The organism is Gibbsiella quercinecans, assembly GCF_002291425.1.
Lineage (GTDB): Bacteria > Pseudomonadota > Gammaproteobacteria > Enterobacterales > Enterobacteriaceae > Gibbsiella > Gibbsiella quercinecans.
The window spans coordinates 3,074,125-3,088,123 of record NZ_CP014136.1 but is presented as its reverse complement, the minus strand read 5'-3'; the positions used below and the strand labels follow the sequence as shown (position 1 = coordinate 3,088,123).

The following is a 13,999-nucleotide window of genomic DNA, read 5'->3' as shown; positions in this document are numbered from 1 at the left end:
CGGTTTTAGCGCCCTTTTTCACCCCGAAAACATTTTGGCACATTTTATGCTGAATCCTTCTACAGCCTGGAATGCCAACGAGGTGATGGATGCTAAATATAGACCTTTCTGCTTCACCGTTTTTTGATGAGATGTTACTGGCTGAGGGGAAACACCGCGGCCACTACGAAGCTTACTGGCATTGGCTGCAACAGGCCGACCAAAAGGCCATTCAACGTAAAAAAGAAGAAGCTGCACTGCTGTTTCACCGTGTGGGAATTACCTTCAACGTCTATGGCGAGGACGACGGCGCCGAGCGGCTGATCCCGTTCGACAGCGTGCCCCGTATCATCCCGGCCGGCGAATGGGCGATGCTCGATCGCGGCATTCGCCAACGCGTACAGGCGCTCAACGCCTTCCTGCATGATATCTACCACCAACAACATATCCTGAAAGCGGGCATCATCCCGGCGGAGCAGGTGTTGGCCAACGACCAATACCAGCCCTGTATGCAAGGGGTCGATCTGCACCGCAATATCTATGCGCATATCATCGGCGTGGACATGGTGCGCAACAGCGACGGCCAGTACTACGTGCTGGAGGACAACCTGCGCACCCCGTCCGGCGTGTCCTACATGCTGGAAAACCGCAAGATGATGATGCGCCTGTATCCGGAGCTGTTCGCCCAGCAGCGTATCCGCCCGGTGGAACGCTACCCGTCCTACCTGCTGCAAACCCTGCGTGAAAGCACCCCCGTCAACGATCCCACCGTGGTGGTGCTGACGCCGGGCCGCTTCAACAGCGCCTATTTCGAGCACAGCTTCCTGGCGCAGCAGATGGGGGTGGAGCTGGTGGAAAGCGCCGATCTGTTTGTGAAAGACGGCGTGGTGTTTATGCGCACCACCGAAGGGCCGTGCAAGGTCGATGTGATTTACCGCCGCGTTGACGATGCGTTTCTTGATCCGTTGGCGTTCCGCCCGGATTCGATGCTCGGCGTGCCGGGGCTGCTGTCGGTTTACCGCGCCGGCAACGTGGTGCTGGCGAACGCCATCGGCACCGGCGTGGCCGACGACAAATCCATCTACCCGTACGTGCCGGAAATGGTGCGCTTCTATCTGCAGGAAGAGCCGATCCTCAACAACGTGCCCACCTGGCAGTGCCGCCACCCGAACGAGCTTTCCTACGTGCTGGCCAATCTGGAAAAAATGGTGGTGAAAGAAGTCCACGGCGCCGGCGGTTACGGCATGCTGATCGGGCCGGCCGCCACGAAGGACGAGATCGCGCATTTCCGCACCCTGCTGCAAACCAAACCGCACAATTATATCGCCCAGCACACGCTGGCGCTGTCTACCTGCCCGACCTTCGTCAACGAGGGCCTGGCGCCGCGCCATATCGATCTACGCCCCTTTGCCTTAAGCGGGGCCGAGATCCGCCTGGTGCCGGGCGGCCTGACGCGCGTTGCGCTGGCGGAGGGTTCGCTGGTGGTCAACTCGTCACAGGGGGGTGGAACAAAAGATACCTGGGTATTGGAGGATGACGCATGCTGAGCCGCACTGCCAGTGAACTCTATTGGATGGCCCGCTATCTGGAGCGGGCCGAAAGCATCGCCCGGGTACTGGACGTCACCAACAAGCTGTCAATGATGCCGACCCGCGGCAGCGAAAACCACGATTTAAAAGTGCCTCTTAACCTGACCAACACCGGAGAACTTTACGCGGCGGCCTATACTGAAATCACTATGGCGAATCTGGTGAGCTTCTTCGCGCTGGACAACCGCAACCACAGCAGCATCTACAGTTGCCTGCAGATGGGCTGGAATAATGCCCATGCGGTGCGCGGCAGCCTGTCGTCGGAAGTGTGGGAGTGCATTAACGCCACCTGGATCGAAATGAAGCTGATCCGCCGCCAAGGCATCGACGCCGTCGGCGCAGACAGCTTTTTCGACTGGGTGAAAGAGCGCGCCCATCTGTTCCGCGGCGCCATCTTCGGCACCCTGTTGCGCAGCGACGCCATGTACTTTATCCGCCTGGGCACCCTGCTGGAACGGGCGGACGGCACGGCGCGCTTACTGGATGTAAAAAACCAACTGCAGGCAGCCGATGACGACCCGGTGCGCGAGTATTACCGAATGGACACGCTGTTGCGGGCGGTCAGCGCGCGCGAAGCCTACCACAGTATTTATAAGCAGCAGCTCAGCCGCGACACCATTGCCGAACTGATGATTTTGCGTAATGAAATCCCGCGTTCGCTGCTGGCCTGCGTCGGCGATATGGTACAGCAGTTGGAACACATCGGCGGCACTCGCTCCAACGGGCCACGCCGCCTGGCGCATACGCTGCTGGCAGAACTGCGCTTTAGCAGTATCCAGGATCTGAATGCGGTCGGCCTGCACACCTGGCTGAACGACTTCCTGGCGCAGATTAACCAGATTGCCGAAAGCATTCACCATACCTATCTGGAGGCACAATGAGACTGAACATTGAGCACAGCACCCATTACACCTATGCCCAGCAGGTACGGCGCAGCACCCAATACCTGCGCCTGACGCCGCAGGATTCGCAGCATCAGCGCATCATATCCTGGCAGTTGACGCTGCCGGAAAACGCGGTGCGCACCACCGATGCGTTTGGCAATGTGCTGCACGTGCTGACGCTGGACGTGCCGCACCAGGCCATCACCATACAGGCCCACGGCGTGGTCGAGATTGAAGACAGCGCCGCGGATCAGGCGGCCGGCCATCTTTCACCGCTGGTGTACCTGCGCCACAGCCCGCTGACCCAGCCGGACAGCGCGATCCGCACCTTCGCCCAGCGCTATTACCAGCCACAGGACGCGCTGGCCAGCCTGGAAACCCTGATGAGCGAGCTGCTGCTGAAAATGCCCTACAGCCCAGGCACCACCAGCGTCACCGACAGCGCCGCCGAAGCATTCGCCGTCGGCCAGGGCGTTTGCCAGGATCACACCCACGTGTTCCTGGCCTGCTGCCGCAGCCTGAACATCCCCGCCCGCTATGTGAGCGGTTATCTGTATAACGACGATTCGCCGCACGTTGCTACTCACGCCTGGGCCGAAGCCTGGCTCAACGATCGCTGGCACTGTTTCGACATCAGCAACAACACTTGCCTGCCGCACAGGCACCTGAAACTGGCGGTCGGGATAGACTATCTGGATGCCTGCCCGGTACGCGGCGTGCGCCTGGGCGGCGGCAGCGAAAATATGCAAACCGCGGCTGCGGTGCAAATGTTGCCGGATGAGCAAGAACAGTAGAGGGGAAAAGATAATGGCGCCCGCTGGGGCGCCATTAATAGAAATCAGCTAAGTTTATCTTCCAGCCCGTGGCGTTTGATCATCGCCGGCGGCGTGGCGTTATGGCTCCAGTTCAGCGAGCGAATTTGCGGGCGTGGGGCTTTGTTTTTTTTACCGGGCAGCTTAATCACCAACGCTTTTTCGTGATACAGCTTCAGCACAATCACCGCAAACGCCAGTAGCGCGGTGATACCGTTGGCAGACATGACCGGCACGTCATGCATTTTAAAACCGTAGAAAGTCCAGCAGGAAACGCCGAAGAACAGCGCCGCGTACATCCCGAGCGAAATACCGGTGGTGTCTTTGTTTTTTATGATGTGCAACACCTGCAGGCAGAAGGAACCGGTGGTGACCCAGGCCGCCAACGTCCCAAGCGCAAACGGCCACGGCGAAAGGAAAATGATCGAAAGCATTGCCGCAGCAATGGTAAAAACAACAATTAGAATACTTTTCATATTATGCCTCTGTTATTTTTCCTGGCTACTCAACCATCGCTTAACCTCAGCAACGGCATCACGCAGATCGCTTATCAATTCTTTTTTCTGCGCCAGTGAACCAAAGAGTTTTTTATTGCTGGCGTAGGCCAGTAGAGCGTCATCCGCAGCAAAAATAGCATCGAAATCCACGCTGTCGATTGCCCGATCCTGATAGTCAAACGGCAGCTTCTGCTGCTGGCGCGCCTGCATAAACAAGAAGAACAGGGCCGGCAGGATCATTGCCGCACGCGGTGTTTCACCCTGCTGATAACGCTGCTTGAGCGTCGGGACAATAAACTCATGCATCTTGGCGATGCTGTCTGAAGAGACGCGCTGATTGGTATCGCGCACCCAGCGGTTGCCAAAGCGCTCCAACGTCGTATCGCAGTACTCTGTCAAATCAAAGGCAGCGGGATGCAGCGCCGCGGCCACGTCGTCCAGCACATAGGCGCGGATCCAGGCGTCCACCTGCGGCAGGGCAATGCTTTGATCGATATATTTTTTACCCACCAGCGCCCCGGCCCAGGCAATGCCGCTGTGGCTGGCGTTGAGGATGCGAATTTTCGCTTCTTCATACGGCGTGACGCGTTCGGTAAACTCCACGCCCACCTTCTCCAGCGCCGGGCGGCCGGCGATGAAATCATCCTCAATCACCCATTGGGAGAAGGTTTCGCAGGTCAGGGGCGCGCGGTCTTCAATGCCCTGCTGCGCCAAACGTTCGTTGATTTGCGGATCGTATTTCGGCGTGATGCGATCCACCATGCTGTTCGGCGCCCGCGTATTGGCGCGGATCCAGGCTTCCAGCGCGCTATTGTTCTGCGCCTGCACGAACTCAATCAGGCCGCGGTAGAAGCTGTCGCCGTTGTTGCGCAGGTTATCGCAGCTCAGCAACGTTACCGGGCCGCTGTCCTGGGCCATTCTGGCACGCAGAATTTTACTCAGCGCGCCGTACAGCGTGCGGGTTTCCCCTTCTTCACGCAGATCTGCGGCAATCGCTTTATCCGTAATATCCAGGTGGCCGTCATCATCCAGGAAATAGCCCCCTTCAGTGACGGTAAAAGAAATTATTTTGGTTGACGCCTGTGCACCACATTTAATAACGGAGCGGATGCCTTCATCCCACAGAATAATGTCTTTAATAGCGGAAATGGTTTGATAATTGAATTCACCCTGCGGTGAGATTGATTCCAGCGTATAGCGGCCTTGCTGTTGATGGAGGTGTTGCAGCATTTCTTGCGTGGCGCTGTTACGAATATTCGCCAACGCCATATGCCAGTCTGTTTCCCCATTCTCCCTCAGTTGATTCAAATACCACGCCTGATGCGCTCGATGAAATGCGCCAGCCCCAAGATGCAACCACGTTCGCTTATTTTCTACAGTCAAACTTACTCCTTAATCCCAATGGACAGATTCAGTCATGTTGTTAACGTTAGCATATTTATTTCACAAAATAAAATTAATGGCCAAATAAGCAGCGACTGCCCGGGAAAATATCCGTGGGATATATTGAATTTATTACCGTATATCAACCAGCTAGCGGCTGAACATTATTTGGCCGCTGCCACTTGCCGAACGGCCTGGATTACGGCAGGCTAACGGTATCGTTTTCCGGTGCGCAAAGCCTGCGGCGCGCGGCGTATGCAGGCACCGGTATCCACCGCCGCGCGGTGTAACACCTTGTTTGAGGGACTGTTGTATGACCTATTGTGTGGCCATGGGTTTGTCATCCGGGTTGGTGTTTGCTTCCGATTCACGCACCAACGCCGGGGTCGACCATATTTCAACCTTTCGTAAACTGCATGTGTTCCAGCAAGACGGCGAGCGCACGCTGGTTCTGCAAAGCGCCGGCAACCTGGCCACCACCCAAAGCATCATCAGCCTGCTGCTACGCCGCAGCCAGGATCCGGATCAGCACAGCATGCTGACCGTGCGCAGCATGTACGATGCGGCAACGCTGGTGGGGGAAACGGTGCGGGAAGTGATCCATCGCGACAGCAGCGCCCAGCAAAACGGCACCGCCACCGATTTTAGCTGCAGCCTGCTGCTCGGCGGCCAGATCAAGGGCGAAGAGATGCGGTTGTTCAATATCTATCCGCAGGGCAACTTCATTGAATCGGCCCATGACACGCCCTATTTCCAGATTGGCGAGAGCAAGTACGGCAAGCCGATTATCGATCGCGTGCTGGATTACGATACGCCGCTGGAACAGGCCATGCAGTGCGCGCTCATCTCGATGGATTCCACGCTGCGCAGCAACCTGTCGGTCGGCCTGCCGCTGGATGTTATGATCTATCCACGCGATAGCTTCAGCGCCGCCCAGCAGTACCGCATTACCGAAAACCACCCCTATTTCAGCACCATTCGTAAAGGCTGGGGGGAAGGGCTGGTCAGTATTTTCAAACAGTTGCCGCCGCTGGTGCTGTAACCGTTTGGGCCGGGCGCCCCGCGCCCGGCCCGTTACCGTTGCCAGCTAGGCGTGGTGGGTGGAGCCCAGCGGCACACCCTGCGCTTTATCTTCGCCGATCGGTTCAACTTTCCCCAGCAGGAACAGATAGTTAAGTATCCCCAACACCACCAGCGCGGCGGAGAACACCAGCGCGTAGGTGAAGGAGCCGGTGGCCGCCACAATCGCCCCGGTCACAATCGGGCCGATCGCGCCGCCAAAGTTGGACACAGTGTTTTGCAAACCGGCCACAATGGAAACGCTGTTCTTCGGCGCCACGTCGCCGGGCAATGCCCATACCTGCGAAGCCGCCACGGTGGTGCCGGATTTCGCCACGCACAGCAGGAAGACCGTCATAAACACTGAATCGGTAAACGGGGCAAAACCGATGCACAGCGCCATCAGCAGGCCAATGGTTAAAAACAGTTTGCGCGTGGCGGTCAACGAGAGCTTGCCGCTGTGCGCCACCCGATCGGATGCCCAGCCGGCGATCACTTCCACCACCATGCCGCAGAGCAGCGGCAGCGCGGCAACCATCCCCATCTTGATGAAGTCCATCCCCTTTTCCTGCACCAGATAGGTCGGCAGCCAGGTAATAAAGAAATAAGAGGTGTAGTTGATGGTGAAAAAGCCCAGGCACATCGCCCAGATGTTGCGATAGCGCAGCAGCTTGTACCAGCGCATTGGCAGCACGCTTTTATCGCCGTGGTGCTGCTTTTGGCCGTCGCGGATATAGCGCACTTCCTGTTGGCTGATCAGCTTGTGGTCTTCCGGGTTTTCGGCGTAAATGAAATACCAAGCGATCACCCACAGCAGGCCGACGGCGCCGATAATCAGGAACGTCATGCGCCAGTCCACCACGAAAATCATCCACACAATCAGCGGCATCGCCACCGCGCCGCCAAATTTCGACGCGCTGTCAAACAGCCCGGAAATGGTGGCGCGCTCGCGATCCGGGAACCAGCGCGCCGCGATACCGGCGTTGCTGGGGTAGGCCGCGGCTTCGCCCACGCCAAGCGCCAGGCGCAGCGCCAGCAGGGATTTAAAGCCGGTGGCCAGCCCCATCGCCGCCGTGGCGATAGACCACCAGCCCACCGCCAGGCCCAACCCTTTCTTTTGGCCGTAGCGATCGGCAAACCAGCCGGCGGGAATTTGCAGCAATGAATATGACCAGAAAAACGCAGCCATAATGAATCCCATCATTTCCGGCGACAGCTGGAGCTCATCAATCAGGTGCGGCGCAGCGGCGGAAAGCACCGTGCGGTCGATATAATTTATGGCGATCGCCAGCCACATCAGGCCGGCGACCCACCAACGAATGCGGGTTTGGGTTGCTGTTGTATTCATTGTTATCGGGCCAGTAAATAAGAGATCGGAGTATTCCCGGCATAATTAACCTGGCGGCGGCATTCACCATGCTGCTGCTTGAATTATTCCGGCCGTATTGACTGAAAATATTTTCAGTCATTAATAAGAAAGCGTTAGCGCCTTCTTATTATTTTTCTGGTCGCGCTGTTTACAGTGAATTCATAATATTGACGGGGCGTTCCCCTTGATTGATACACTGGATAATTTGCTGTACGCAGCGTTCGCCAATGGCGCTGATTGCGCCGTCGGTATATCCCGCAATATGCGGGGTAGGGATAAAATTATTCAGCGTAAACAGGGGATGATTATTTAGCGGCTCCTGCTCAAAAACATCCGCCGCGGCGCCGGCTATGGCATTATTTAACAACGCCTGGTAAAGATCCTGCTCGTTAACAATACCGCCGCGCGATACGTTAATCAGAAAAGCCGATGGCTTCATCTGCTCAAAACGCGCGGCGTTGAACAGGTTGCGGGTATCCTCGGTTAATGGCGTATGCAGGGTAATAAAGTCGCTTTGCGCGGTCAGCTGCGCCAAATCAACAAACTCCACGCCATGTTCAGCGGCAAAGGCTTCATCGCGATAAAAATCAAACGCCAGCACGCGCATGTTGAACCCGCTGGCGCGCAGCGCCACCTGTTTGCCGATGTTGCCCAGGCCGACGATACCCAGCGTTTTGCCGTACACGTCGGTGGCGAAAATACGCGGCCACGTACCGGCACGGGTTTCCTGCGCCGCCTGAGTCACCTGGCGGGCGCCATCTAGGATCAGCGCGAAAGCAAAATCGGCCACGGCATGCTTATTGGCATCCGGCACGTTGGTGACGTAAACCCCGCGTTCACGGGTGGCGTTCAGATCGATATTGTCCACGCCGACCCCATGTTTACACACAATTTTCAGCGTTGGCGCCCGTGCCAGCAGCTCGGCGTTAACGTCGGTGAAGGCGACGATCATCGCCACCGTCTCGGCAAGGTGCGGTTCAAGCGCGGACAGCGCCGCATCCGCCGGCAGCATGACCAGTTCAAAGCCCCATTCGCGCAACGTCTCGATCGGTGCGGGATCGTATTTGGCGAAAGAAGGGGAAGTACAGATGACTTTCATCGTTGCATCCTCATCGTGGTAAGGCGGCGCCGCAGCGCCGCTGCCGCCGTTATTGCAAATACTGCTGCACAACCTGGCGAATACGTTGTTCATCCTGCTCGCTAAAGCGCACGGCATAACGGCTTTCGCCCACCTCATGACCGAGCAGCGCCAGGGCCTTTTTCACCGCCGCCGGCGAGAACGCCACGCTGTACAGATCGGTGCGCAAGCCGGTGACGTTTTCCTGCGCCTGGCGCGATGCAGCGATATCGCCACGTTGGAAATGCGCCCAAATAGCATTGATTTCATCAGGCGCCACGTTGGCCAGCCCGGAGATACAGGCGCTGCAACCGTCGACAAAGCCCTGGTGGATCAACGAATCCGGCCCGTTCAGCACATTAAAGCCGCTGATGCCTTCGGCCGCCTGCAAGAAGCCTTTCAGGCTGTCGTAGCTGCCGGCGCTGTCCTTGATGCCGATAATGTTCGGGTGTTGCGCCAGTTGGCGCACGGTTTCCGGCTGCAGGGTGTTGCCCGTGCGCGCCGGGATGTTGTAGAGAAACACCGGCACCGGAACCGCATCGGCGATTTTCAGGTAGTGATAAATCAGCTCTTCCTGCTTGAGCGGCACAAAGTACGGGGTGATCACCGATACGGCATCCACCCCAAGCGCGGCCACCTGTTTACCCAGATGAATGGTTTCACGCGTGGAGATCTCGCCGATATGGCCGACCACCGCCGCCTGGCCGTTCACTTCCTCCACGCAGGTCTGGGTCACCGCCAGCTTCTCTTTTTCATTCAGCACAAAGAATTCGCCGTTGGTACCGCCGCAGAAAATCCCGTTGCCGGCGGCCAACTGGCGGCGGATCTGCACGCGCATCGCCGCTGGGTGATATGCCCCCTGGTGATCAAAGGTGGTGACAATGGCGGTGAGTACGCCCTCTATTTTTCTGGTCATGGTTTTCCTCGGTTTCTGTCAGGTATTTTTAGCCGGGAACAGCGTCAGATAGATGTCGCGCACATCATCGGCGCTGACCTTGGATGGGACATTTTTCATCAGGCGCTGAACGTCCAGCGCCGCTTCCACCAGATACGGCAGATGGTCGCTGCCAATGCCGAGCGCTTCCAGGCTGGCGGGTAACTGCAGGCGTTTGACCAGATCGGCGAAATAGGCCACCAGCGCGTGGGATTTTTGCTCCTCGCTTAGAGAGGCATCGGCATCGGGGATCAGGTCATAGGCCACGGCGAACTTGCTGACCGCGGCCGGGCGCACGAAACGCATACAGGGCGCCAGCAGGATGGCGTTGGCAACGCCATGGGGAATGTGGTACTTGCCGCCCAACGGATAGGACATGGCGTGCACCAGGTGGGTGCCGGCATGGGCGATCGCCGCGCCGCCGTAATAAGAGGCCCACAGCATGTCGAGTTTGGCCTGCAGGTTGTCCGGCTGCGCCACGGCGGTTTCCAGGCTGGCGAACAGTTTCTTCATGCCGATCAGGGCATAGTTGTCGCTCACCGGGTTGGCGACGGTGGCGGTAAAGCATTCGATCAGGTGGCAAAGCGCATCAATGCCGGTTGAAGCGGCAATCTGCGCCGGCATGCTGGTGGTCAGTTCCGGCACCAACGCCACGTAATCCGGCAGCATGACCGGTGAAATAATGCCGACTTTGGTTTCTTTTTCCGGGATCGCCAGGATCGCGTTTGGGGTGGCTTCCGAGCCGGTGCCGGCCGTGGTGGGGATCAGCAGCGACGTGGCGCGCCTGAGCGGCTTTTCCCCGGCCAACAGCGCCTCCAGCGTTGGCGCCTGCGCAATGCACAGCACCGACAGCAGTTTGGCGACGTCCAGCACGCTACCGCCGCCGATGCCAATCACCAGATCCGTCTCCTGCACCGGCAACTGCTGCAAAATGGCGGCGACATCATGCTGGCTCGGCTCCGGCGGCACGCTATCCACCACCACCAAATGCCCGGCGCCGGCGCGAACCTGGGCGATAAACGCCTGGGCGGCAGGGATACGGGCAATATTCCGGTCCGTCACCAGCAGTACGCTGCGCTTTCCCGTTAACAGGTAACCAATGTCATTAAGCGCCTGATAGCCGCTGATAAGGGTGCTGTTGATATTCATTATTACCGACTCTCCTCCCGGCCCGTTGGGCAACGGTGATTTTATTTACTCAAAATCACGCCATCTTTACTGCGTGTCGTGCTTATTTTATAGGCCATCTCGATATTGATTAATTTGAACTTGCTCACATATAATCAATTATGATTGAATATAATCAATGGCAGCGTAACACGAAAAAGGCGGAATACGATGCAGTGGAACACACCGGTTCTGGTCATCGCAGATGATTTCACCGGCGCGAACGATGCCGGTATCGGGCTTGCCAGCGCTGGCGCCCAGGTCAGGGTGCTGTTTGAGCCGCAGGTAGCCGCCGCGCAAACGCAAGGAGTGCGGGTGATCAGCACCGACAGCCGGGCCGCCACAGCGGAAGAGGCAGCGCAGCGCGTTCGCCAGGCGCTAGCCGGCTGGCCGCAAGGATTGGGTTGGGTGTTCAAGAAGATCGATTCAACGCTGCGCGGCAACCTGGGCGCCGAAGCGGAAGCCGCGCTGTTGGCCAGCGGCGCGCCAATGGCGCTGATCGCCCCGGCGGTGCCCCGGCTTGGGCGCATTACCCGCGGCGGCAACTGCCTGATCCACGGCCGCTTATTAACGGAAACGGAATTCGCCAGCGATCCCAAAACGCCTATCACCACCGCCAGCATTCAGCAGCGCCTGCAACAACAAAGCGCCCTGCCCTGCAGCCGGCTGCCTTTGGCGGCGGTGCGCGGCGGCGAACTGCAAGCGGCACTGGCGCAGTTGCAGCAACAGCACGCGCGTTTTGTCATCGTTGATGCCGAAACCGATGACGATCTGCAACGCCTCATGCTGGCGGCGGCCCGCTTGCCACAGCGGCCGCTGCTGATCGGCGCAACCGGCCTGAGCGATGCCCTGGGCAGGCTGCTGGCCGACCGCCGCCCCGCTCCGCTGTTGGCGGTGATTGGCTCAATGAGCGAAATGGCGCAGCGGCAAATCGCACAGTTGAACGCCAGCCACGCCATCACGCTGGTGGATATCGATATCGAAGCGATGTTCCAGGGCTGGCCGCAGTTGGCGCTCTGGCGCAGCACCGTGGTTCAGGCACTGGCGCAAGGCCGGCACTGCGTGATCCGCACCAGCCGGCAGGCGGCGCAACGGCAAACCATTGACCAACTGTGCCGGCAGCACCGGATCACGCGCCGCCGGTTGGGGGAAGATCTGTGCGCGCTGCTGGCCCAACTGACCCAGGAAGTCCTGGAAATACAAACGCCGGCCGGGCTGTACCTTTCCGGCGGCGACGTGGCGCTGGCGGTCGCCCGCGGGCTGGGCGCCAGCGGCTTTCAGATTCATGGGCAGGTGGCGGGCTGTGTGCCCTGGGGCCACCTGTTGAACGCCCGGCACAATTTGCTGGTTATGACTAAAGCCGGTGGCTTTGGTGATGAAAATACCCTGGTAGAAGTCATCCGTTTCATTGAGGAGAAGTCGAGTGAGTAAAACTATTGCAGTCACCATGGGCGATCCGGCGGGCATCGGGCCAGAAATTATCATCAAGTCGCTGGCGCAGGGGGAGCTTGCCGGCGCGCCGGCGGTGGTGGTGGGCTGTGCCGCTACGCTGCGGCGCATCATCGGCATGGGCATTACGCCGCCGGCGGAATTGCGGCTGCTTGGCAGCATGGCCGACGCCCGCTTCGCGCCCGGCATCATTAACGTGATCGACGAGCCGCTGGCGCAGCCGGATAGCCTGCAGCCAGGCCGGGTGCAACGGCAAGCCGGCGATCTGGCCTACCGCTGCATCAAGCGCGCCACCGAACTGGCGCTGGCCGGCGAGGTAGACGCCATCGCCACCGCGCCGCTCAACAAAGAGGCGCTGCACGCGGCCGGCCATCTTTACCCCGGCCACACTGAACTGCTGGCCAAGCTGACCCACAGCAAAGATTACGCCATGGTGCTGTATACCGACCGGCTGAAGGTGATCCACGTCACCACCCACATCGCCCTGCGCAAATTCCTGGATACGCTCAACCGTGAACGGGTGGAAACGGTTATCGGCATGGCGGATACCTTCCTCAAGCGCGTGGGCTACGCCGCGCCGCGCATCGCTGTCGCCGGCGTGAACCCGCACGCCGGGGAAAACGGCCTGTTCGGCGATGAGGAGATCACCATTGTCGGGCCAGCGATCCAGGCCATGCAAGCGCACGGCATTGATGCCTACGGCCCGTGCCCGCCGGATACCGTTTACCTGCAATGCTACGAGGGGCAATACGACATGGTGGTGGCGATGTACCACGATCAGGGGCACATTCCGCTCAAGCTGTTGGGTTTTTATGACGGGGTGAACATCACCGCCGGGCTGCCGTTTATCCGCACCTCGGCCGACCATGGCACCGCATTTGATATCGCCTGGACAGGCAAAGCGAAGTCTGAGAGCATGGCAATCTCGATCAAACTTGCCATGCAACTTGCCTAGGAAAGGTATGAAGGGACAAAGCCGCCTCGACCAGATTATGGACTATCTGAAAAGCCATAATCTGGTCACCGTTGATCAACTGGTTACTGCCATTTCAGCTTCACCGGCCACTATCCGCCGTGATCTGATAAAACTTGACCACGAAGGGGTGATCAGCCGGACGCACGGTGGGGTAACGTTAAACCGCTTTATCCCTGCACAACCCACGACGGTAGAAAAGATGCAACGCAATCTGGCGGAAAAACAGGCCATCGCGCAACGCGCGGTGGCGTTTGTCAAAGCCGGCGATGCCATCATACTGGACGCCGGCACCACCATGCTTGAACTGGCGCGCCAGCTCACGCACCTGCCGCTGCGGGTGATCACCGCCGATCTGCACATTGCGCTGTTCCTGTCGGAATTCAAACAAATCGAAGTCACCATTATCGGCGGGCGCATTGATGACAGCAGCCAATCGTGCATCGGTGAACATGGCCGCCGGCTGCTGCGCGGTATCAATCCCGATATCGCCTTCGTCAGCTGCAACTCCTGGAGCCTGGAGAAAGGCATCACCACCCCGACGGAAGAAAAGGCCGGGCTGAAGCAGGATCTGCTGGCTAACGCGCGCCGCCGGGTGCTGCTGGCGGACAGCAGCAAATACGGCTCCTGGTCGCTGTTTTGCGTCGCGCCGCTGGAAACGCTGACCGATGTGGTCACGGACAATCACCTCAAGCCCGAACAGCAACAGGCATTGCAGGATAAAGGCTTTACCCTGGCGTTGGCGGCGAGCTAAACCGCCAGCCCCATCAGGGCCGGCGGCATCGGC

13 protein-coding genes are annotated in these 13,999 nt (G+C 58.8%); 7 read left to right on the top strand and 6 right to left on the bottom strand.

Annotated elements, in window-relative coordinates; all coding sequences use genetic code 11:
- Positions 1-89 precede the first annotated feature (89 nt).
- The 3 genes from ACN28Q_RS14360 to ACN28Q_RS14350 are packed head-to-tail and all read left to right on the top strand — an operon-like array spanning position 90 to position 3,246.
- Entirely contained in the window at positions 90-1,526 is a 1,437-nt protein-coding gene (locus tag ACN28Q_RS14360; RefSeq protein ID WP_095846959.1) for a circularly permuted type 2 ATP-grasp protein, read from the top strand.
- Entirely contained in the window at positions 1,520-2,449 is a 930-nt protein-coding gene (locus tag ACN28Q_RS14355) for an alpha-E domain-containing protein (RefSeq protein ID WP_095846958.1), read from the top strand. Before ACN28Q_RS14360 ends, ACN28Q_RS14355 begins: the two co-directional genes overlap by 7 nt.
- On the top strand, positions 2,446-3,246 hold the full coding sequence (locus ACN28Q_RS14350) for a transglutaminase family protein (protein WP_095846957.1): 801 nt from the start codon (positions 2,446-2,448) through the stop codon (positions 3,244-3,246). Before ACN28Q_RS14355 ends, ACN28Q_RS14350 begins: the two co-directional genes overlap by 4 nt.
- 44 nt (positions 3,247-3,290) lie before the next feature.
- Here the strand turns inward: ACN28Q_RS14350 and ACN28Q_RS14345 are convergent, their stop codons facing one another.
- Complete coding sequence (locus ACN28Q_RS14345; RefSeq protein WP_095846956.1) at positions 3,291-3,740, bottom strand: SemiSWEET family sugar transporter; 450 nt, start codon at positions 3,738-3,740, stop codon at positions 3,291-3,293.
- Between the two features lie 12 nt (positions 3,741-3,752).
- Positions 3,753-5,144, bottom strand: coding sequence for a D-arabinitol 4-dehydrogenase (gene dalD, locus ACN28Q_RS14340; RefSeq protein ID WP_268992145.1), 1,392 nt, complete (start codon positions 5,142-5,144; stop codon positions 3,753-3,755).
- A 313-nt stretch (positions 5,145-5,457) separates the two neighbouring features.
- Here dalD and ACN28Q_RS14335 point away from each other — a divergent pair, with 313 nt between their 5' ends.
- Complete coding sequence (locus tag ACN28Q_RS14335; RefSeq protein WP_095846955.1) at positions 5,458-6,186, top strand: proteasome-type protease; 729 nt, start codon at positions 5,458-5,460, stop codon at positions 6,184-6,186.
- Between the two features lie 45 nt (positions 6,187-6,231).
- Here the strand turns inward: ACN28Q_RS14335 and ACN28Q_RS14330 are convergent, their stop codons facing one another.
- The 4 genes from ACN28Q_RS14330 to ACN28Q_RS14315 form a co-directional block, all read right to left on the bottom strand.
- The gene (locus ACN28Q_RS14330) at positions 6,232-7,551 is read right to left on the bottom strand and encodes an MFS transporter (protein WP_095846954.1); all 1,320 of its coding nucleotides are present in this window, start codon (positions 7,549-7,551) and stop codon (positions 6,232-6,234) included.
- 169 nt (positions 7,552-7,720) lie between these two features.
- Positions 7,721-8,671 carry a phosphoglycerate dehydrogenase gene (locus ACN28Q_RS14325; protein WP_095849033.1) on the bottom strand — a complete coding sequence of 317 codons (951 nt, stop codon included), beginning with the start codon at positions 8,669-8,671 and terminating at the stop codon, positions 7,721-7,723.
- A 49-nt stretch (positions 8,672-8,720) separates the two neighbouring features.
- Positions 8,721-9,605 (bottom strand): dihydrodipicolinate synthase family protein, encoded by an 885-nt coding sequence (locus tag ACN28Q_RS14320; protein WP_095846953.1) that lies wholly within the window; start codon positions 9,603-9,605, stop codon positions 8,721-8,723.
- 18 nt (positions 9,606-9,623) lie between these two features.
- Positions 9,624-10,772 (bottom strand): iron-containing alcohol dehydrogenase, encoded by a 1,149-nt coding sequence (locus ACN28Q_RS14315; protein WP_095846952.1) that lies wholly within the window; start codon positions 10,770-10,772, stop codon positions 9,624-9,626.
- Positions 10,773-10,961: 189 nt separating this feature from the next.
- Between ACN28Q_RS14315 and dtnK the strand changes: the two genes are divergently transcribed.
- The 3 genes from dtnK to ACN28Q_RS14300 are packed head-to-tail and all read left to right on the top strand — an operon-like array spanning position 10,962 to position 13,966.
- A complete protein-coding gene (gene dtnK / locus ACN28Q_RS14310) occupies positions 10,962-12,221 on the top strand; it encodes a D-threonate kinase (protein ID WP_095846951.1) in 1,260 nt (419 codons plus the stop codon).
- A complete protein-coding gene (locus ACN28Q_RS14305) occupies positions 12,214-13,194 on the top strand; it encodes a D-threonate 4-phosphate dehydrogenase (RefSeq protein ID WP_095846950.1) in 981 nt (326 codons plus the stop codon). Before dtnK ends, ACN28Q_RS14305 begins: the two co-directional genes overlap by 8 nt.
- 7 nt (positions 13,195-13,201) lie before the next feature.
- Positions 13,202-13,966, top strand: coding sequence for a DeoR/GlpR family DNA-binding transcription regulator (locus ACN28Q_RS14300; RefSeq protein WP_095846949.1), 765 nt, complete (start codon positions 13,202-13,204; stop codon positions 13,964-13,966).
- Positions 13,967-13,999: the final 33 nt, after the last annotated feature.